This window comes from Paeniglutamicibacter sp. NPDC091659 (genome assembly GCF_044756805.1).
Taxonomy (GTDB): Bacteria; Actinomycetota; Actinomycetes; order Actinomycetales; family Micrococcaceae; genus Paeniglutamicibacter.
Genome location: NZ_JBIVTO010000008.1, coordinates 128,875 through 147,639, shown reverse-complemented (window position 1 = coordinate 147,639; position 18,765 = coordinate 128,875). Strand labels below are relative to the sequence as shown.

The window sequence follows — 18,765 nt, the reverse complement described above, 5'->3', positions numbered from 1 at the left end:
ACCGCATTTGAACTGCGGTCCCGGAGCCCCTCGCGTGCAAGCTTCTAGGCGCTGAAGGTCATGCCCGTCAGGCGCTCGTACGCCTCGATGTAGCGTTCGCGGGTGCGCCCGACGACCTCTGCCGGCAGTGCCGGAGGCTCCTCGCCCGAGTTCTTGTCCCAGCCCGATTCCGCGCCGGTCAGCCAGTCGCGGACGTACTGCTTGTCGAACGACGGCTGGGCCTGGCCCGGCGCGTAGGTTTCGGCGTCCCAGAAACGCGAGGAATCCGGGGTCAGCACCTCGTCGCCCAGGGTGATCTGGCCGTTGGACGGATCGATGCCGAACTCGACCTTGGTGTCGGCCAGGATGATGCCGCGGCCGCGGGCGATCTCCTCGGCGCGGGTGTACAGGGCAAGCGTGGCGTCGCGGAGGTCGGCGGCCTGCTGGCCGCCGATGCGTGCCGCGGTTTCCTCGAACGTGATGTTCTCGTCGTGCTCTCCGACCTCGGCCTTGGCCGAGGGGGTGAAGATCGCCGGGTCCAGCTTGGAGCCGTCGACCATGCCGCCGGGAAGCGGCAGCGCGCACACGGTCTGGCTGACCTCGTATTCGGCCAGGCCGGAACCGGTCAGGTAGCCGCGGGCGATGCACTCGATCGGGAACATGTCCAGCTTCTTGCAGACCATGGCCCGGCCGGCAACGGCCTCGGGGACCTCGGTGGAAATCACGTGGTTCGGGATTTCGCTCAGCTGGTCGAACCACCACAGGCTCAGCTGCGTGAGCACCTTGCCCTTGTCCGGGATCTCGGAGGTGAGCACGTAGTCGAAGGCGCTGATGCGGTCCGAGGCGACAACCAGCACGCGGTCGGTTTCCGCAAAGGAGGATCCGGCCGGAACGTACAGGTCGCGGACCTTGCCCGAATAGAAGTGCGTCCAGCCCGGGAGATCCAGGGTTTCGGTTTGCAGGCCTGACATTTAGTTCGTTCCTTCCGAGACACTGATCTGGCCGTTGGCGGCCTTCAGTGCGATGTCGGTGCGGTGCTGGGCACCGTCCCAAGAGATGGCGGCGACGCCGGCGTAGGCCTTGTCGCGTGCTGCGTGCAGGTCGGCGCCCAGGCCGACGACTGCCAGCACGCGGCCGCCGGAGACGATGACGTCCCCCGCCTCGTTGCTGGTGGTACCCGCGTGCAGCACCGAGACGTTCTCGATGGCCTCGGCGTCGGCCAGGCCGCTGATTGCCGCACCCTTGACCGGGGCATCCGGGTAGTTGGCCGCGGCCATGACCACGCCGACGGCGGTCTCGGGGCGCCAGTGCAGCTGCTCGGCGTCGTCGAGCTCGCCCTTGGCGGCCGCCAGCAGCAGCCCGCCGAGCGGGGTCTTCAGGCGCGCGAGCACGGCCTGGGTTTCCGGGTCGCCGAAGCGTGCGTTGAACTCGATGACGCGGATGCCGCGGGAGGTGATGGCAAGACCGCAGTAGAGCACGCCGGTGAAGGGGGTGCCGCGGGATTCCATGTCGCGCAGCGTCGGGTAGGCGACGCGTTCCATGACCTCGTCGACGAAGCCTGCGGGCAGCCACGGCAGCGGCGAGTAGGCGCCCATGCCGCCGGTGTTCGGGCCTTCGTCGTTGTCGAAGATGCGCTTGAAGTCCTGGGCCGGTGCCAGCGGGACGGCGTGGGTGCCGTCGCAGATGACGAAGAGGGAGACCTCGGGGCCGTCGAGGAACTCCTCGATGACGACGGTTCCGCCCGCCTCGAAGCAGGTCTCGGCGTGGGCCAGGGCCTCGGCGCGGTCGGAGGTGACCACGACGCCCTTGCCGGCGGCAAGTCCGTCGTCCTTGACCACGTAGGGGGCACCGAAGGCGTCGAGCGCGTCGGCGGCTTCCCCGGTGTTGGTGGCGACCCGTGCCATGGCCGTGGGAACGCCGGCCTCTGCCATGACGTTCTTGGCGAAGGCCTTGGAGGCCTCAAGCTGGGCAGCCGCCTTGGTGGGGCCAAAGACCGGGATGCCAGCCGCGATCAACGCGTCGGACACACCTGCGGCCAGTGGTGCTTCGGGGCCGACAACGACCAGATCCGAGCCAAGCTCGCGGGCCAGTGCCACCACTGCCGCGGGGTCCTGGGCGTCGATCTCATGGGTCGAGACATCGCGCGAAATTCCGGCATTACCCGGTGCGCAATGCAGGTCGGTGACGTAGGGATCCGCAGCCAGTGCGCGGATCAGTGCATGTTCGCGGCCGCCGGGGCCAATAACCAGTACCTTCACGAGGCTTAAGCCTACCGGTTCCGGCAGCGCTGTGGCTTCCGGAAGTCTTTGGGCCGACGCATTGGGGGCAGCGGCGTTCTTTTCCCTCCCCGGCATATGCTCGTTGGCATGAGTGAGGAAACCCTGTGGGAAAAGCAGTCGCGCACCAACCCGAGCCAGGCCCGGGACTACATAGAGCGCTTCGCGCAGCTGCGGGCGAACGGTGCCGACCTGCACGGCGAGGCCAGGTTCGTCGACGCGCTCCTGCCTCGCGGGGCCCGCGTCCTTGACGCCGGCTGCGGCACCGGACGCGTCGGCGGCGAGCTTGCCGCACGCTCCCACACGGTCACGGGCGTCGACCTGGACGGCGAACTGCTGGCCCAGGCGCGCAAGGACTTCCCCGGCTCCCGCTGGGAACTCGGCGACCTGGCAACACTGGAGCTGCGCGATGCCGACGGCAGCCCGGAGCTGTTCGACGTGGTCGCCGCCGCGGGCAACGTGCTGGCGTTCGTGTCCCCCGGCAGCACCGGCGCGGTGCTGCGGTCCCTCGCGAACCACCTGGCAGTGAACGGCCGGCTGGTGGTCGGGTTCTCGCTTCTCAAGGGCTATGCACTGGCGGATTTCGAGGCGGATGCGGCTGCCGCCGGACTGGCGTTCACGGCCCGCTTTTCGGGGTGGGACATGCACCGTTTCGACGCGGACTCGGACTTCATCGTTGCGCTGTTACATGGGGTCCGACCCGTAAACTGATCAAATGCCCGAAACCTTACTTTCTTCCCAGGCCGTGGACCTCATCGTCGTCGAACGCAACGGATTCATCGAGTCGCGCCACCGCGGCGCAGCGGTGGTCGTCGATGCCGCCGGGGACATCGTTTCCTCGCTCGGGGATCCACAGGGGCTGATCTACCCGCGCTCGTCGCTCAAGCCTTTCCAGGCCCTGGCCTCGATGCAGAGCGGCGTCCCGCTACGCGGCGCCGAGGTGGCCCTGGCCTGTGCCAGCCACATCGGCAGTGCCGAGCACATGGAGCTGGCCAAGGTCATGCTCCACAAGGCGGGCCTGACGGAAGAAGACCTGGGTTGCCCCCCGTCGTGGCCGGCGCACGAGGGAACCCGGATCGACATGGTGCTCGACGGCGAGGGCAAGTCGAAGGTCGCGTTCAACTGCTCGGGCAAGCACGCAGCGTTCCTGTGGGCCTGCACCGAAAACGGCTGGGACACCAAGACCTACCTCTCCCCCGAACACCCGGTTCAGCAGCGGGTCGTCGAGGTCGTCGAGCAGTACTCCGGGGAAAAGATCTCCCACCTGGGCGTCGACGGCTGCGGCGCACCCGTTCCGGCGATCTCCCTGGCCGGGCTGGCACGCGCGGCCTCAAAGCTCGCCCAGGCGCCCGGCGACAAGCACTCGGAGGCCCGTGCGGCAACGATTGCCACGGCAATGCTCGACTACCCGTGGGCCGTGCAGGGCCACGGCCTGCCCAACACCGTTGTGATGGAAGAGCTGGGTGTCCTTGCAAAGCTGGGCGCCGAGGGCGTGCTGGTGCTTGCTGCCCCCAACGGCACCGCCGTCGCGGTGAAGATGCTCGACGGTTCGGGACGGGGCACCGACATGCTGGGGCTGACCATGCTCGCACGGGCCGGGGCGATCACCGACGAACAGCTGGCCAGCATCCTCCCCAAGATCTCCCGCCCGATCCTCGGCGGGCCAGTGCCCGTGGGATCGGTGCGGCTGGCGGACGGCGTCATGGAATTGCTGGGCTGATCCCCCATGGCCATCAAACGACGCATCGACCCGGCCGAGGGGCGTGCCGCCCTGCAGCGCTGGATCACCGCGAGCGCCGAGGGCGGCGAGGCCGCACTGCCGCGACCGCTCATTGCCATGGCCGTGCGCTACTCCCTGGAGGAACTGGCCAGCCGGGCCGAGGGCAACTCCGTGGAGGTGCGGGTTCCGCCCTTCGGCGTCACCCAGTGCATCCCCGGCCCGCGGCACACCCGCGGCACTCCCCCGAACGTCATCGAGATGCCGGCCGACATGTGGCTGGCACTGGTGAGCGGGCGGATCTCCTGGGAAGCGGCATTGGCGACCGGAAAGGTCACGGCCTCGGGCCTGCGGGCGGATCTGGCCGCCGAGTTGCCGCTGGTTTAGTACCCTTGAGGGTATGGAACCGACGCAGCAACCCGCAGAACCAACGCCCGAACCAACGCCTTCGGCAAACATCGAGGTAGTCGTTCATTCGGCCCCCAAGTTCTGGCCCTTCATGGGTGTCGGCGCAGCGGTCGGCATCATCATCGCCTTCATCTCCGCATACAGCGGTCCCGAGAACCCAGACTTCTCGCGCGGCTCCGTTGCCGGCTTCCTGATGGTGGGTTTCGCCATCGCGGGCGTCCTACTGGCCGGTATTGTTTTTTTGATTGTGGATCGCGTCACACTCAAGCGCGGCCGTCGCGCCACCGCAGTGCCCACTGGTGAGCCAGAACACCGCTAGAAGCGCTTGCCGTGCGACTTTTCTCGCAAACCAAGGCTCCCGGGTCGTGAGAGAATAATTTCTATGGCGCGTGGTGACGGAAACCTAAATCATGATCTTTTGCCCGACGAGAAGGGCCCGCAGGATGAATGCGGTGTCTTCGGTGTTTGGGCTCCCGGCGAAGAAGTAGCGAAGCTGACCTATTACGGTCTCTATGCGCTGCAGCATCGCGGGCAGGAATCGGCCGGCTTGGCCACGAGTGACGGACAGCGAATCAATGTCTACAAGGACATGGGGCTGGTCTCTCAGGTGTTCGACGAGAACACCCTGAACTCGATGCAGGGGCACTTGGCCATCGGCCATTGCCGATACTCGACCACCGGCGCAAGCCACTGGGCAAACGCCCAGCCGACCCTTGGCCCGACCAACTCGGGCACCGTGGCACTGGCCCACAACGGCAACCTGACCAACTCGGCCGAACTCATGGACATGGTCAACGCCCGGCTCGCCGAGTCCGGCGAAAAGGTCCGCGGCGAAATCGCCCAGGGCAACACCACCGACACCGCACTGGTGACGGCGCTGCTCTCCGGCGGCGAAGGCCAGACCCTTGAGGAAACGGCACTTGACCTGTTGCCGAAGCTTGAGGGCGCTTTCTGCTTCGTCTTCATGAACGAAAACACCCTGTACGCGGCACGCGACACCTTTGGCGTGCGCCCGTTGGTGCTCGGCCGTCTGGACCGCGGATGGGTCGTGGCCTCCGAACAGGCCGCACTGGCCACCGTCGGTGCCAGCTTCATCCGTGAGATCGAACCCGGCGAATTCATCGCCATCGACGAGGACGGCATCCGCTCGCAGCGCTTCGGCGAGGCAACCCCGGCCGGCTGCGTCTTCGAATACGTGTACCTGGCCCGCCCGGATGCGTCCATCAACGGCCGCTCGGTCTACGAATCCCGCGTGGAGATGGGCCGCCAGCTGGCCCGCGAAAACGCCGCCGAGGCAGACATCGTCATTCCGGTCCCGGAATCGGGCACCCCGGCAGCCATCGGCTACGCCGAGGAATCGGGCATCCCGTTCGCGCACGGCTTCGTCAAGAACGCCTACGTGGGACGCACCTTCATCCAGCCGTCGCAGACCCTGCGCCAGCTGGGCATCAAGCTCAAGCTCAACGCCCTGGAGCCCGTCATCAAGGGCAAGCGCGTCGTCGTTGTCGATGACTCGATCGTCCGCGGCAACACCCAGCGCGCCGTGGTGCGCATGCTGCGCGAGGCCGGCGCCGCCGAGGTCCACGTGAAGATCTCCTCCCCTCCGGTCAAGTGGCCCTGCTTCTACGGCATCGACTTCGCCACCCGCGCGGAACTGATCGCCAACGGTGCGGCCGTCGAGGAAATCGGCAAGTCCATCGGCGCCGATTCCCTGGCCTACATCTCCGAGGACGGCATGATCGGTGCCACCAAGCAGCCGCGTGAGCGCCTGTGCACCGCCTGCTTCACCGGCGACTACCCGATCGCGTTGCCCGGCTCCAACCTCCGGGGCAAGAACTTGCTGGAACGTAGCAACCAGGCGGGATGTGAACCGGGCCCGGATGCGGAGTTCGAGTCCACGCTCACCGCCGAAGACAAAACACCGCGCAACTAAGTAAAGGACACATCAGAGATGACAAGCGCCACCCCTGAGAATTCCGGAATCACCTACGCTTCGGCCGGTGTCGATGTCGAGGCCGGAGACCGTGCCGTCGAACTCATGAAGGGTGCCATCAAGGCCACCCACAACTCCAACGTCATCGGCGGTGTGGGCGGATTCGCCGGCCTCTACGATGCCTCGAAGTTCCTGACCTACAAGAAGCCGCTGCTGGCCACCTCCACCGACGGCGTCGGCACCAAGGTAGCCATCGCGCAGGCCATGGACATCCACCACACCATCGGCCACGACCTGGTCGGCATGGTCGTCGATGACATCGTTGTCGTCGGCGCCGAGCCGCTGTTCATGACCGACTACATTGCCTGCGGCAAGGTCGTCCCGGAGCGCATCGCGGACATCGTCCGCGGCATCGCCGAGGGCTGCCAGATCGCCGGCACCGCGCTGGTCGGCGGCGAAACCGCCGAGCACCCGGGCCTGCTGGGCGAGCACGAGTACGACGTCGCGGGTGCCGCAACCGGCATCGTCGAGGCCGACGGCCTGCTGGGCCCGGACCGCGTGAAGGACGGCGACGTCATCATCGGCATGTCCGCCTCCGGCATCCACTCCAACGGCTACTCGCTGGTGCGCAGCGTTGTTGCACACGCCGGCTGGGCCCTGGACCGCCAAGTTCCGGAATTCGGCCGCACCCTGGGCGAGGAACTGCTGGAACCGACCCGCATCTACACCATGGACTGCTTGGACCTGATCCGTGCGTTCAACGTGGACGGCACCATCAAGGTGCACGGCTTCAGCCACGTCACCGGCGGCGGCCTCGCGGCCAACCTGGCCCGCGTGCTGCCACAGGGCCTGATGGCCACCGTGGAGCGCAACAGCTGGGAACTGCCGGCCGTCTTCAAGGTCATCGCCGAGCTCGGTTCCGTGCCGCAGCCGGACCTGGAGCGCACGCTGAACCTGGGCGTGGGCATGGTTGCCATCGTGGATGCCTCCATCGCCGATGCAGCCCTCTCCCGCCTGAACGCCCGCGGCATGAACTCGTGGGTCATGGGCACCGTCGGTGCCGTCACCGAGGAAGCAAAGACCTCTGGCCTGGACTACGTCCAGGGCGCCAAGGGCGTTGACGGCGGCGCTGTGCTGATGCGCGGCAACTTCGCCGGCTAACTGCCGCAAGCCTTAAGCAGTGAAGGACCGCATCCCCAGGGGGTGCGGTCCTTCACTGCTTAAGGCCGCCGGTTCGCGACGCCTGCATCCCGGTCGGGGAAGAACAACGCTACAGCGGCCGGCGGCGTTGCTCAGTGGCCGGATCCGCCGGTGCGGGCAGCTCGAGCAGGTCCAAGGCCTCCGCGATGTTGGCGCGCCACCTGAAGTCGGCCTTGGCGTCACCGCGTGTGGGCCCGCCGTTGATCAATCCCACGCGCTTGCCTGCGGCGAGGGCGTCGAGCAGCAGCTTGTAGCCGCTCATCACGGCCAGCGAGGAACCGATGACCAGCAGCGCACTGGAATCGGCCTCGAGCTCCTTGAGCCGCGCCTTGCGTTCGGCTGGCACGTTTTCGCCGAAGTAGACGACGTTGGGTTTCAGCGCCTCGGATCCGCAGACCAGGCAACCGACCATCGTGAATGCCTCGACGTGCTTCTGGTCCAGACTCACGTCCCCGTCCGGGTTTACCAGGCTGGGGTCCAGGTCGATGCTTTCGAGGTAGCCGGGGTTTGCCTCATGCAAACGCACGTCCAGCGACCGGCGGTCCTCGAAGGCGCCGCAGTTCAGGCAGGCGATCCGTTCGAGGTCGCCGTGCAGGGCAATCACGTTTCGCGAGCCGGCAGCAACATGCAGCCCATCGACATTTTGCGTAACGATGCCGCTGATTTTCTCCGTTGTCTCCCACGCAGCCAGGCGATGGTGGATCGGGTTGGGCGATGCCTTGTCCATGTGCCGCCAGCCCACGAAGCTGCGCGCCCAATACCGGTGCCGGGCCGCCGGTTCATGCAGGAATTCCTGGTAGGTCATCGGGCGGTGCCGCAACAGGGAACCGCGGGGTCCGCGATAGTCGGGGATCCCGGAATCGGTGGAAACGCCGGCACCGGTGAGCACCAGTACCCTGCCCTTGTCCAGCATCGTGCGAATGCCCATGCTGGCCACCACCGGATCCTGGAGCGGGGCGTTCTCCCCCACCACGCGCTCGATGGAACGGATGGCGGCCCGGTGGGCCATTTCGATGCCGAGCTTGCCCTCGTGGATCATCGCTGTTCCCTCCTTGCGGGCACGACAAAGACCGCGGTCACCGACACAGATTCTGTGTGGTGGCCACGGTCTTCATGCTCACGTACTGGAAAAACCACGACCGCTGATGCATCAGGGGTCACTTCAGGGAGTCGGCGCATCAACTGATGCGCCGTTGGTCGTCCTCATCGTCGTCGTCTGCGTACGTATCTTCGTAGTCCGAATAATCGGGCTCGTAAGGTACTTCAACAGGGCTTGGTGTCGCGGTGCTAGGACCACGCGTCTTCCCAAGCTCGCGTTCCAAGGCTGACAAATCAGTGGCCGGGGAGAAATACTTAATATCCCTGGCCTGTCGTGTCGCTTTTGCCTTCTGACGGCCGCGCCCCATGGCGTGACCCCCTTTTTTCAGTAGATCTGGAGGTGGTCCTACCGTGTTAGGCGGAGGCCCCAGAATATGTGACTAATTCTTTCGTGTTTCAAGGTTAACATGATTCGGCGACGAGTGCCTGCCCGCAACCCCGGTTCTGCCGGTAGAGTATTAATTTGTCCACCAAGTCGACTACGACCGCCCAGGGAGCTTGCTTGTCCGTACCGCCTCCCGCCGAGGGAAAAGCCGCCCTGCCTGCGCGCAGAGCGAGACCGCAAAAACGCTTGTGGTGGCGCTCGCCTTCGTTGTGGGCGCTGGTCGGAACGCTTGGCATCCTGCTGATTTTTGTCTACGGCACGCAAAAAATTCTCGGCACCGATCCCGCGAAGGGCTCGGCCGCCGTAGTGACGAGAAACCCATCACCGGGCCTCGACGGCATCATCGCCCTTCAGGTTCCTCCGGATCAACTGTCAGTGGGCGACTGCCTCCAGGGATTCAAGAGCGCACTGGAACCTGTCACGATTGTTACGTGCGTGACGGCGCACAATGCCCAGATGATTGGTTCGTTCGAAATCACGGAGGACGTTTTCCCCGGCCCCGAGCAGATGCTCAGCCGCTCGGAAAGCCTGTGCAAATCCATCACCCTCGACCCGGGAAGCTCGCTGGATTCAACCTGGTCCTATCATTTCTCGCGCCCCTCGCTCGGAACGTGGAAAACGGGTGACCGCAAGGTGGCATGCTTCCTCGCCCTGAACGAGGGCACCGTCCAGGATTCGCTGTTGCCCAGCGACGCGGCGGGCATCAGCTCCTAGGAACCAACCCCAGGACCGTGTTCCGGCGCCCTGCCGGGCATGCGAAGGTGCCGGGCTCCGATCGGGGAAATCCCCGCCGGAGCCCGGCGCCAACTTGTCACTGCATGCGTCCCCTACCGGGTGCGGCTTGAGCTGAGGACCAATCCGTCCTTGGACTCGTTGACGCCCACCACCACGGTGTCGCCGTCCTGGACGTTGCCGGCCAACAACTCGCGGGCCAGCCTGTCGCCGATCTCCCGCTGGATCAGGCGACGCAGCGGGCGGGCACCGAAGGCCGGGTCGAACCCGGTGAACGCCAGCCAGTCGCGGGCCTCCGCGTCGACCACCAATTGCAGTCGGCGCGACGCCAAACGCCCGGCCAGGGTATCGACCTGCAGCGAGACGATCGAGCCCAGCTCCTCAAGGGACAGCGGATCGAACATGATCACGTCATCGAGCCGGTTCAGGAACTCGGGCTTGAAGGATGCGTTGACGATGTTCATCACCGCGTCCCTCTTCGTCTGGGAATCCAGCGTCTGGTCTACCAGGAACTGCGAACCGAGGTTCGAGGTCATGATCAGGATGACGTTGCGGAAGTCCACGGTGCGGCCCTGGCCGTCCGTGAGGCGCCCGTCGTCGAGCACCTGGAGCAGGATGTCGAAGACCTCCGGGTGGGCCTTCTCCACCTCGTCCAGCAGCACCACGGAGTAGGGGCGGCGGCGCACCGCCTCGGTGAGCTGCCCGCCTTCCTCGTAGCCGACGTATCCCGGAGGGGCGCCGACCAACCGGGCCACCGCGTGCTTCTCCGAGTACTCGCTCATGTCGATGCGGACCATGGCCCGCTCATCGTCGAACAGGAAGTCGGCAAGCGCCTTGGCCAGCTCGGTCTTGCCCACGCCGGTGGGGCCCAGGAACAGGAAGGAACCCGTGGGGCGGTCGGGGTCCGAGATTCCGGCCCGGGCCCGGCGCACGGCATCGGAAACCGTCGCAACGGCCTTCTGCTGGCCGATCAGCCGGTGTCCCAGGAACGATTCCATCTCCAGCAGCTTCTGGCTCTCGGCCTGCAGCATGCGTCCGGCCGGGATGCCGGTCCACGCGGAAATGACCTCGGCGATGTCGTCGGCGGTGACTTCCTCGGCGACCATCAGGTCCTTGGTTTCGGCCGAGGCCTCGGCCTGGGCGGCGTCGGCTATTTCCTTTTCCAAGGCGGGGATCTCCCCGTAGAGCAGGCGCGAGGCACGCTCCAGGTCGCCCTCGCGTTGCAGCTTCTCAGCCTGCGAGCGAAGTTCGTCAAGGCGCACCTTGAGGTCGCCGACCCGGTTCAGGCCTTCCTTCTCCGCTTCCCAACGCGCGTTGAGCGCGCCGAGAGCTTCCTTTTTGTCGGCCATGTCCGAGCGCAGCGCTTCCAGGCGTTCGATGGACCCCGGATCGGTTTCCTTCTCCAGCGCCAGTTCCTCCATGGTCAGGCGGTCCACGGCGCGGCGCAGCTGGTCGATCTCCTCGGGGGCCGAGTCGATCTCCATGCGCAGGCGGCTGGCAGCCTCGTCCATGAGGTCGATCGCCTTGTCAGGGAGCTGGCGGCCGCTGATGTAGCGGTCGGACAGGGCCGCGGCCGCCACGAGTGCGGAGTCGGCAATCCTGACCTTGTGGTGCGCCTCGTAACGCTCCTTGAGGCCGCGCAGGATGGCGATCGTATCCTCGACGCTCGGCTCCCCCACGTAGACCTGGGCGAAGCGGCGCTCGAGGGCGGGATCCTTCTCGATGTTTTCGCGGTATTCGTCCAGCGTGGTGGCACCGATCAGGCGCAGTTCCCCGCGGGCCAGCATGGGCTTGAGCATGTTGCCGGCGTCCATGGCACCCTCGGAGGCACCCGCGCCCACGACCGTGTGGATCTCGTCGATGAACGTGACGATCTGCCCGTCGGAGGCCTTGATCTCCTCGAGGACGGCTTTCAGGCGTTCCTCGAACTCGCCGCGGTACTTGGCGCCGGCGATCATGGACCCCAGGTCCAGAGAGATCAGGGTCTTGCCGCGCAGGGATTCGGGGACGTCCCCGGCCACCATGCGCTGGGCCAGTCCCTCGACAACGGCCGTCTTGCCGACGCCGGGCTCGCCGATGAGCACCGGGTTGTTCTTGGTGCGGCGCGAGAGCACCTGGACCAGGCGGCGGATTTCGCCGTCGCGGCCGATGACCGGATCAAGCTTGCCCGAGCGGGCAATGGCCGTCATGTCGGTGCCGAACTTCTCCAGGGCCTGGAAGGTGTTTTCCGGATCCGGGTTGTTGACCTTGCGGTCCCCGCGGATTCCGGGGAGCGCAGCCTCGAGGGCCTGGCGGGTGGCATTGAGCCCACGCAGGATGTTGCCCGCGGCACCGGTGTCGTCACTGAGCCCCAGCAGCAGGTGCTCGGTCGAAACGTAGCCGTCGCCGAGCGTCTCGGCCGCTTGCTGTGCGGAGTTGATGGTCTGGAGTATTCCACGGGAGTACTGGGCCTGGGCCACCGAGCTTCCCGAGGAAGACGGCAGTGCCTTGATCGCGGCACTGGCCTGAACGGAGACCTGGTCGGGGTCGACCCCCGCGGCCTTGAGCAGCGCCACGGCCACCGATTCACGCTGGTCGACAAGGGCCTTGAGTAGGTGGACGGGCTCCACCTGAGGATTCCCGGCGGTGGAGGCATTCATGCCCGAACCCGAGAGTGCTTCCTGGCTTTTGGTCGTAAATTTCGTGTCCACGCTATTCCTTTCGTTGTTAGCTATTCACTCAAACTTGAGTCTATCTAACTCAACTTTGGTTTGCATGAACATATTCCCGGCATCCCGGATTTTTCGGTGGCCCCCGCCCCGGGTCAGGAAGCGGCCGCGCGCTCAAGCACCGCAATGTCCAGCTTCCGCATTGGCATGAAGGCTTCCACCACCCTGCGCGCCACCTCGGGATCGCTCTGGCCAAGCATCTCGGGCAGTCTCGTCGGGACCACCTGCCATGAGATCCCGAAACGGTCCTTGAGCCAGCCGCACTGGCTTTCCTCGCCACCCGCGGTCAACGCATCCCAGTAGTAGTCGATCTCAGCCTGGTCCTTGCACATGATCTGGAAGGAGACCGCCTCGCTGAACGAAAACATCGGCCCACCATTCAGCGCCACGAACGGGTTGCCGTTGAGGCTGAATTCAACAGTCATGGGCACACTTGAGGGTTCCCCGTTTTCGTCGATATCGACGTGGGTCCCAATCTCCGAATTGGGGAAGATCGAGGTGTAGAACCGGGCGGCGTCCATACCTTGCTGGTCAAACCACAGGCAGGTAACGATATTGTTCACGGGTGATCCCCCTCGGGACTCGATTGGGTGTTCGGCACATCCACAGACTATGAAGCGCATGAACCACTTTCAAGGGCGAAGCCCAAAGTGGTCCCGGAACACGCGCCGCACATCGGGAACATGGGCCGACGCGAAAATACCGCCTCGGGCCACGGTGGCCGGAGGCGGTATTTCGGGGGTGCAGTGTCGGGCATCGGCGGCTCCGCGGTTTAGCGGGCCCCTGGCATGTACTGGTTCGAGGGAACGATTTCCTTGCCCAGCGGCATGAGGGAAATCGGGATCATCTTGAGGTTTGCAATGCCCAGAGGGATGCCGATGATGCTCACAAACATGGGAATGGCCGTCACCACGTGGCCGATGGCGATCCAGATGCCCGCCACCAGGATCCAGATGACATTTCCAATGGTCGACATTGCTCCCACATGTCCCCGGTCAACCACCGTGCGGCCAAAGGGCCACAGGGCGTAGAGCGCAATGCGGAATGACGCAATGCCAAAGGGAATCGTCACGATGAGCAGGCAACAGATGATGCCGGCCAAGGCATATCCGGCTGCCAGCCATATGCCTCCGAAAACCAGCCAAATGACGTTTAGGACTGCCGAAAGTGAATTGCGCATACCCCTAGCATTGCCCACTCGGAGTACTTCTGCCATGGGGTATGACCCTGATTCACCCCCGAAGCCCCTATAACGCTTTCTAACGATTCGCCCCGCTCCCCCCGCTCAATTCGATTAGTTCCACCTAAAACGGCAAGCTTGATGAATGCGGTTCGTCAACGGTCAAAAATCATCCAAGTTCATTACAGGACTCATCGCCCTCACACTTCTCACCGGATGCGCACCGCTGCCAGGCTCGCCCACGACACCCACAGCAGCTTCCCCCACGTCAGCGGATGGTTCATCACAAAGCGGAGTTAACCAGGCCGATTCCCTGCCGCTGATCCTCGTCCCCGACCTGAACACAATCGACCAATCCGACGAACACCGCCACATCTTCAGCCGGCACTTCGAGGTTCCTTCGGTCCCTTCGGTCGGCGAAGCGCAACGCAGCATCGTCGAGGAGCGCATGGAAGCGTTCAACCGGAACAACATCCCCGATGTCTATGCTGGATCCGCGGCAACGGGGGAACTCAACCTACGGAGCTACCTCACCGCGGTTTCGCAGCACGTTATCGGCATCAGAAGCGCCGCCTACGAATTCGCAGGCGCCTCGGGCGGCACCAGCTTCGTGACACAGTGGTTCGACACGCGCACACCCGGCCTGCTGGACAGCCGCGACCTGTTTGGCAGCGACGAGGACTGGGCGGAATTCCGCGAGTTCGTGGCCCAGGCCGCGACCAACAACCCCGAAGTCATCCCCGAGACCGTGACGGAGCTGGAGGATTCGTGGCTGGATTCGGTCAACTTCGATGCCCAGGGCAACGCCACCATCGAATTCGACGACTACACGATTGCCCCCGGATCGGCCGGATCCATTGTCGTCACGGTTCCGTCAACAAACATCATTCCGCTGCTCTCGCCCTTTGGCCTGATGGCACGAACCGCGGGCATGAACCCCGCGCCGAGGATCCCCCCGGGCTTCCTGGGATCCGCAAGCCCCGGGGATCCGGCCCAAACGCCCGAGGGACCGGGCGCCGAGACTCCGCAGCCGCGAAACATCGACTGCAGGAAAACCAAGTGCGTGGCGCTGACCTTCGACGACGGCCCCGGCCCCAAGACCGGCAAGCTGCTCGACGAACTCAAGAAGAAGGACGCCGCGGCAACCTTTTTTGTAGTCGGCCCCAACGCCAAGACCCGCCCCGAACTCGTCGAACGCATGATCACCGAGGGCCACGAGGTGGGCAACCACACCTGGAGCCACCGTTCGCTGCCGGCATTGTCCCCGGCCCAGGTTCGAAGTGAGATTGACCGCACCAACGACGCCATTTCCGCAGCCATAGACCAGCCGGCCACGCTCCTGCGTCCCCCCTACGGAGCGCGCAACCCAAAGACCGACCGGCTGGCGCAGGCGCCGGTGATCCTGTGGGATGTTGACACCCTGGATTGGAAGTACCGGAACACCGAGAGGGTTGTCGACGCCGCGGTTTCGCAGACCAAACCGGGTTCCATCGTTCTCATGCATGACATCCACAGCAGCACCGTGGCGGCAGTGCCGGAGATCCTTTCGCGGCTCAAGGCCAAGGGCTACACCTTTGTCACCGTCACGGAGTTGCTGGGCAAGAACAAGTTGAAGTCGGGGGAAACCTATTCCCGTGCCCCGCTGCCGGCCCCCGTCCGTTCGAAGGCGGGCGAGAAAAAGTAGTCGGCGAGTTCGATAACCTTAAGTACATGAGCATTCCCACAGATCGCAAGATGCCGTCCTCCGGCCGCGCCGTCGAAGACCTCAGCTTCTACCGAGCCGAACCGGTGTCCTTTGTCCGCCGTGGCAGCCGCCTCCATGGCCGCCGTGCGGACGCCTGGGAGCGCATCGCGGACAAGTACGTCATCGAGCCCGAGCGCGAACGTACCGACACCTCGGTGGCCGAGGGCTTCGTCCTGGACCTGGAGACCGTCTACGGCCGCAAGGCACCGCTGATCGTCGAGATCGGTTCGGGCCTCGGCGAGGCCATGGCCCACGCCGCCGGCGAGAACCCTGACAAGGACTTCCTCGCCGTGGAGGTCTACCGTCCCGGAGTTGCCGCGCTCATGGTGCGGGTCGAGAACCGCGAGCTCACCAATGTGCGCGCCGTCCAGGCCAATGCCCCGGAAGCGCTCGACATCATGCTTCCCGAGGGCTCGGCCCAGGAAGTCTGGATCTTCTTCTCCGATCCGTGGCACAAGATCCGCCACCACAAGCGCCGCCTGATCAAGGAATCGTTCCTTCCCAAGATCGAGCGTGTATTGGTTCCCGGCGGCATCCTCCGCCTTGCCACAGACTGGTCGAACTACGCTGAACAGATGCGCGAAATCTTCGATGCGTCCGAAAGCTTCGAGAACCTGCATCCCGGCAACTTGGTCGGCGAGGACAGCAACCTGACGAAGGTCCGCCGGTTGGGACTTGAGGGTGAGGAGCAGGACGCGGCGTTCACCGACGAGCTTGGAGGCTGGGCCCCTCGCTTCGAGGGCCGCACGCTCACCAGTTTCGAGGGCAAGGCGCTGAAGGCCGGTCGCTTGGTCTTCGACCTGGCCTACCGCAAGAACTAACCATGCACGAAATTCCCCCTGCGGCGCCAATGCGCCACAGGGGGAATTTCCGTTTTCGGGGAAAGCGCGTTCGCACTATCCCAGCGGTTTTTGGCCGGTGGTGATCAATGCCAGGTTGCGCAGGGACGTGGTGCCCGGGTCTCTGTATCCGCGGGGTGCACCGGGGTTCCCCGGGGTCATTTGCGAGGTGTTGTGCCCGCTCACCCCCAGCAAGCCGAGATCGGTCCTGCCGGCAACGCTGAAGGTGCGGCCGGCAATGAGTTTCCGGCCCGAAAGCAGCCGTCCCCACCAGGCGAGGCGGTCACGGTCGGCGATCGCCTCAAAGATGTGGTCCTCAGGGATGTTGAGACGGCCGGGGTCGCGGGACAGTTGCTTCGGGATTCCCGCCGAGCCGATGGTCGCGAGGGCATGGACAAGCGCCGTGGATCCGGACCGCGAGTCGAGCGCCTGCGCGGCGAGGGTTGCCGCGTAGGAATGCGCTTCGAGTGCCAGGTGCGGTTCCCCGTGGCGCAGTGCGGCAAAGATTTCAAGGTCACGTTCGAGGATCTCCACGCCGCGGCGTGCCGAACGGTTCAAGAGTGCGCTGGCCATGTTGGGGCTGCGGTATCCCAGCCAGGCGACAACCGCCGGCGCCTCGATTCCCACCTTGCGCTGTTCGAGGTACAGCTGACCGGCTTCGCGCACGCTCCCCCACAGTGCGTTGCGGGCCCTGATTCCGGTGCCTGAAAGCTGCCAGGTGACATGCGTTGCCGAGTCCAGGTCGCCCACGGCGATGGCTGCCAGCGGTTCGCGCGCCGAAAGGTCGAGATAGAGCAGGTGGCGTGCGGGGATGGCGGGGTCCATGGAGCCTGCGCGCAGGGCGTGTGCGGTTCCGTCGAGTGCTTGGCGGTGGGTTCCGCGCAATCTGCCCCGGACTGCGCACAGGGCCTCAAAGCGGGCTTCGGCGACGGCACTGAGTCGGGAGTATCCCCCGTGGTTCGACATTCGATTCCCCCATCCCCTTGGCAGGCCACGACCATACTCTTCTATTTGGTGCGCGGTTTCCAGATCACCAGGGCCTGGCTGCGGCCTCGGGGACGCTGGCCCCGTGTCAGGGACACTACATCGCCGCTGCTGCCGGCGGCAAAGACGCGGCCCAAGCCGGCGCTCTGGCTGGCGCTTCGCAGGGCGAAGACCTCGTTGCTCAGTTCGCTGATCCGTGATTGGAGCGCTGCAACTTGGTTCTCCAGTGCGAGCACCCGCTTGATGCCCTCGAGGGAGACGCCGTCCTTGGACAGGCGCTGGATTTCGCGCAGCAACTCCACGTCGTGTTCGGAATATCGGCGTTGCTTGCCGCCCTGTCGGGAAGGAGACACCAGGCCCATGCGGTCATACTGGCGCAAGGTTTGTGGGTGCATCTCCGCCAATTCGGCTGCAACGGAAATGACAAAAACCGGTCGCAGTCTGTCATTGTTCACGATTCTGTCCCTCCATGCATTTCCGTATGTGGCAACCGACAACGAGCCGATCGAATGATCCGTTTTGGGTTGCCTTCCGCGCATTCGCGGAAGGCAACCATGTCGTACCTAGAGTACTGCGTGGGCCAACAGGCCGTGACGCGGATCCTCGCCCTTGGTGGCCTCCGCAAACGCCTCGACCGCGGCCTTGGCTTCCTTGGACAGGTTTTGCGGAACCAGGACATCCAGCGTGACAAGCATGTCGCCGGTGGCCTTGGCGGTATGCACGCCGCGGCCCTTCAGGCGCAGCGTTCGGCCCGACGAGGAGCCGGCCGGAACCTTCATCTTGACGGTGTCCCCGGTGATCGTGGGTACCTCGATTTGTCCGCCGAGTGCGGCCTCGGCGAAGGTGACGGGAACATGGATGCGGATGTTGTTCTCTTCGCGGGTAAACACGGCGTGGGGTTTGACGCTGACCTTGACGATCAGGTCCCCGGGACCGGCCGTGCCCGGCGAACCCTTGCCGCGCACGCGCACGGATTGCCCGTCCTTGATGCCCGCGGGAATGCGCACGTCGATGATCTCGCCGCTGTCTTCACGCAGCCCGATGGTGGTTCCCTTGATGGAGCCTGCGAAGGAAATGCTGGTGCTTGCCGTGCGGTCCGCGCCCTTGCGCGGCGCCTGCTGACCGAAGCCGCCGAACCCGCCTCCGCCGCCAAAGAGGTCGGAGAAATCGGGTGGCACCTGGCTGCCGCGATGTCCGCCACCTCCGCCGCCAAAGAGGTTGGAGAAGACGTCCTCGAAGCCGTCGTTGCTGGGCCCGCCGTGGCCGCCGCCGGCGCTGAAACGTGCGCCGGAACCCATGGCCCGGATCGCGTCGTATTGCTGGCGGTCGTCGGGGTCGGAGAGCACCGAGTGCGCCTCGGTGATGTCCTTGAATCGCCGCTCGGCGGCTGCATCGCCGGAGTTGGTGTCCGGGTGGTACTTGCGGGCCATCTTCCGGTAGGCCTTCTTGATGTCCGCTTCGCTGGCGTCCTTGGAGACGCCCAATATGGCGTAGAAATCCTTTTCGACCCAATCCTGACTTGCCATCAGGCGCCTCCTTTTCCTGTAGTGCTTCGGTGCCCGGGAACGCGTGGAAATCGGTT

Annotated in this window: 19 protein-coding genes; 9 read left to right on the top strand and 10 right to left on the bottom strand. The window is 65.1% G+C overall.

The features are described 5' to 3' along the window. Positions 1 to 44 precede the first annotated feature (44 nt). Both ACIQLF_RS15445 and purD read right to left on the bottom strand, forming a co-directional pair. Complete coding sequence (locus ACIQLF_RS15445) at positions 45 to 950, bottom strand: phosphoribosylaminoimidazolesuccinocarboxamide synthase (protein ID WP_400300165.1); 906 nt, start codon at positions 948 to 950, stop codon at positions 45 to 47. After that, on the bottom strand, positions 951 to 2,237 hold the full coding sequence (gene purD / locus ACIQLF_RS15440; protein WP_400300163.1) for a phosphoribosylamine--glycine ligase: 1,287 nt from the start codon (positions 2,235 to 2,237) through the stop codon (positions 951 to 953). 108 nt (positions 2,238 to 2,345) lie between these two features. Between purD and ACIQLF_RS15435 the strand changes: the two genes are divergently transcribed. The 6 genes from ACIQLF_RS15435 (at position 2,346) to purM (ending at position 7,474) form a co-directional block, all read left to right on the top strand. Further along, the gene (locus tag ACIQLF_RS15435; protein WP_400300160.1) at positions 2,346 to 2,966 is read left to right on the top strand and encodes a class I SAM-dependent methyltransferase; all 621 of its coding nucleotides are present in this window, start codon (positions 2,346 to 2,348) and stop codon (positions 2,964 to 2,966) included. Positions 2,967 to 2,970: 4 nt separating this feature from the next. Beyond that, on the top strand, positions 2,971 to 3,975 hold the full coding sequence (locus tag ACIQLF_RS15430) for an asparaginase (RefSeq protein WP_400300157.1): 1,005 nt from the start codon (positions 2,971 to 2,973) through the stop codon (positions 3,973 to 3,975). A gap of 6 nt (positions 3,976 to 3,981) precedes the next feature. Next, on the top strand, positions 3,982 to 4,359 hold the full coding sequence (locus tag ACIQLF_RS15425; protein WP_400300154.1) for a sterol carrier family protein: 378 nt from the start codon (positions 3,982 to 3,984) through the stop codon (positions 4,357 to 4,359). A gap of 13 nt (positions 4,360 to 4,372) precedes the next feature. Next, entirely contained in the window at positions 4,373 to 4,699 is a 327-nt protein-coding gene (locus tag ACIQLF_RS15420; protein WP_400300152.1) for a hypothetical protein, read from the top strand. 63 nt (positions 4,700 to 4,762) lie between these two features. Next, positions 4,763 to 6,313: an amidophosphoribosyltransferase gene (gene purF / locus ACIQLF_RS15415; RefSeq protein WP_400300149.1), complete on the top strand. Its 1,551-nt coding sequence runs from the start codon at positions 4,763 to 4,765 to the stop codon at positions 6,311 to 6,313. Between the two features lie 18 nt (positions 6,314 to 6,331). Then, the gene (purM, locus tag ACIQLF_RS15410) at positions 6,332 to 7,474 is read left to right on the top strand and encodes a phosphoribosylformylglycinamidine cyclo-ligase (protein WP_400300147.1); all 1,143 of its coding nucleotides are present in this window, start codon (positions 6,332 to 6,334) and stop codon (positions 7,472 to 7,474) included. Between the two features lie 109 nt (positions 7,475 to 7,583). On the opposite strand, the gene ACIQLF_RS15405 is transcribed toward purM, so the two are convergent. Together ACIQLF_RS15405 and ACIQLF_RS15400 are read right to left on the bottom strand one after the other, a co-directional pair. Then, positions 7,584 to 8,552 (bottom strand): Sir2 family NAD-dependent protein deacetylase, encoded by a 969-nt coding sequence (locus tag ACIQLF_RS15405; protein ID WP_400300144.1) that lies wholly within the window; start codon positions 8,550 to 8,552, stop codon positions 7,584 to 7,586. Between the two features lie 139 nt (positions 8,553 to 8,691). Further along, positions 8,692 to 8,919, bottom strand: coding sequence for a DUF3073 domain-containing protein (locus ACIQLF_RS15400; protein WP_387527099.1), 228 nt, complete (start codon positions 8,917 to 8,919; stop codon positions 8,692 to 8,694). A gap of 155 nt (positions 8,920 to 9,074) precedes the next feature. On the opposite strand from ACIQLF_RS15400, the gene ACIQLF_RS15395 reads away from it, so the two are divergent. After that, positions 9,075 to 9,710 (top strand): hypothetical protein, encoded by a 636-nt coding sequence (locus tag ACIQLF_RS15395; protein ID WP_400300142.1) that lies wholly within the window; start codon positions 9,075 to 9,077, stop codon positions 9,708 to 9,710. A gap of 113 nt (positions 9,711 to 9,823) precedes the next feature. On the opposite strand, the gene clpB is transcribed toward ACIQLF_RS15395, so the two are convergent. The 3 genes from clpB to ACIQLF_RS15380 all read right to left on the bottom strand — a co-directional run bounded on the left by clpB (position 9,824) and on the right by ACIQLF_RS15380 (position 13,616). Beyond that, positions 9,824 to 12,418 (bottom strand): ATP-dependent chaperone ClpB, encoded by a 2,595-nt coding sequence (gene clpB / locus ACIQLF_RS15390; RefSeq protein WP_400300139.1) that lies wholly within the window; start codon positions 12,416 to 12,418, stop codon positions 9,824 to 9,826. A 113-nt stretch (positions 12,419 to 12,531) separates the two neighbouring features. Continuing rightward, positions 12,532 to 12,999 (bottom strand): VOC family protein, encoded by a 468-nt coding sequence (locus ACIQLF_RS15385; RefSeq protein WP_400300137.1) that lies wholly within the window; start codon positions 12,997 to 12,999, stop codon positions 12,532 to 12,534. A 209-nt stretch (positions 13,000 to 13,208) separates the two neighbouring features. Beyond that, a complete protein-coding gene (locus tag ACIQLF_RS15380) occupies positions 13,209 to 13,616 on the bottom strand; it encodes a YccF domain-containing protein (protein WP_400300134.1) in 408 nt (135 codons plus the stop codon). A gap of 145 nt (positions 13,617 to 13,761) precedes the next feature. Here ACIQLF_RS15380 and ACIQLF_RS15375 point away from each other — a divergent pair, with 145 nt between their 5' ends. Both ACIQLF_RS15375 and trmB read left to right on the top strand, forming a co-directional pair. Beyond that, on the top strand, positions 13,762 to 15,300 hold the full coding sequence (locus ACIQLF_RS15375; protein WP_400300132.1) for a polysaccharide deacetylase family protein: 1,539 nt from the start codon (positions 13,762 to 13,764) through the stop codon (positions 15,298 to 15,300). A gap of 26 nt (positions 15,301 to 15,326) precedes the next feature. Continuing rightward, on the top strand, positions 15,327 to 16,181 hold the full coding sequence (gene trmB, locus ACIQLF_RS15370; RefSeq protein WP_400300130.1) for a tRNA (guanosine(46)-N7)-methyltransferase TrmB: 855 nt from the start codon (positions 15,327 to 15,329) through the stop codon (positions 16,179 to 16,181). Between the two features lie 75 nt (positions 16,182 to 16,256). On the opposite strand, the gene ACIQLF_RS15365 is transcribed toward trmB, so the two are convergent. The 3 genes from ACIQLF_RS15365 to ACIQLF_RS15355 all read right to left on the bottom strand — a co-directional run bounded on the left by ACIQLF_RS15365 (position 16,257) and on the right by ACIQLF_RS15355 (position 18,709). After that, positions 16,257 to 17,165, bottom strand: a complete 909-nt coding sequence (locus ACIQLF_RS15365) for an alpha/beta hydrolase (RefSeq protein WP_400300127.1) — start codon at positions 17,163 to 17,165, stop codon at positions 16,257 to 16,259. Between the two features lie 41 nt (positions 17,166 to 17,206). Beyond that, positions 17,207 to 17,578, bottom strand: coding sequence for a heat shock protein transcriptional repressor HspR (locus tag ACIQLF_RS15360; protein WP_400300320.1), 372 nt, complete (start codon positions 17,576 to 17,578; stop codon positions 17,207 to 17,209). A 168-nt stretch (positions 17,579 to 17,746) separates the two neighbouring features. Continuing rightward, complete coding sequence (locus ACIQLF_RS15355; protein ID WP_400300125.1) at positions 17,747 to 18,709, bottom strand: DnaJ C-terminal domain-containing protein; 963 nt, start codon at positions 18,707 to 18,709, stop codon at positions 17,747 to 17,749. Positions 18,710 to 18,765 lie beyond the last annotated feature (56 nt).

Coding starts and splice junctions, on each gene's coding strand:
- ACIQLF_RS15445 (WP_400300165.1), bottom strand. CDS start 950: ATGTCAGGCCTGCAAACCGAAACCCTGGATCTCCCGGGCTGGACGCAC.
- ACIQLF_RS15435 (WP_400300160.1), top strand. CDS start 2,346: ATGAGTGAGGAAACCCTGTGGGAAAAGCAGTCGCGCACCAACCCGAGC.
- ACIQLF_RS15430 (WP_400300157.1), top strand. CDS start 2,971: ATGCCCGAAACCTTACTTTCTTCCCAGGCCGTGGACCTCATCGTCGTC.
- ACIQLF_RS15425 (WP_400300154.1), top strand. CDS start 3,982: ATGGCCATCAAACGACGCATCGACCCGGCCGAGGGGCGTGCCGCCCTG.
- ACIQLF_RS15420 (WP_400300152.1), top strand. CDS start 4,373: ATGGAACCGACGCAGCAACCCGCAGAACCAACGCCCGAACCAACGCCT.
- purF (WP_400300149.1), top strand. CDS start 4,763: ATGGCGCGTGGTGACGGAAACCTAAATCATGATCTTTTGCCCGACGAG.
- purM (WP_400300147.1), top strand. CDS start 6,332: ATGACAAGCGCCACCCCTGAGAATTCCGGAATCACCTACGCTTCGGCC.
- ACIQLF_RS15405 (WP_400300144.1), bottom strand. CDS start 8,552: ATGATCCACGAGGGCAAGCTCGGCATCGAAATGGCCCACCGGGCCGCC.
- ACIQLF_RS15400 (WP_387527099.1), bottom strand. CDS start 8,919: ATGGGGCGCGGCCGTCAGAAGGCAAAAGCGACACGACAGGCCAGGGAT.
- ACIQLF_RS15380 (WP_400300134.1), bottom strand. CDS start 13,616: ATGCGCAATTCACTTTCGGCAGTCCTAAACGTCATTTGGCTGGTTTTC.
- ACIQLF_RS15375 (WP_400300132.1), top strand. CDS start 13,762: ATGCGGTTCGTCAACGGTCAAAAATCATCCAAGTTCATTACAGGACTC.
- trmB (WP_400300130.1), top strand. CDS start 15,327: ATGAGCATTCCCACAGATCGCAAGATGCCGTCCTCCGGCCGCGCCGTC.
- ACIQLF_RS15365 (WP_400300127.1), bottom strand. CDS start 17,165: ATGTCGAACCACGGGGGATACTCCCGACTCAGTGCCGTCGCCGAAGCC.
- ACIQLF_RS15360 (WP_400300320.1), bottom strand. CDS start 17,578: ATGCACCCACAAACCTTGCGCCAGTATGACCGCATGGGCCTGGTGTCT.
- ACIQLF_RS15355 (WP_400300125.1), bottom strand. CDS start 18,709: ATGGCAAGTCAGGATTGGGTCGAAAAGGATTTCTACGCCATATTGGGC.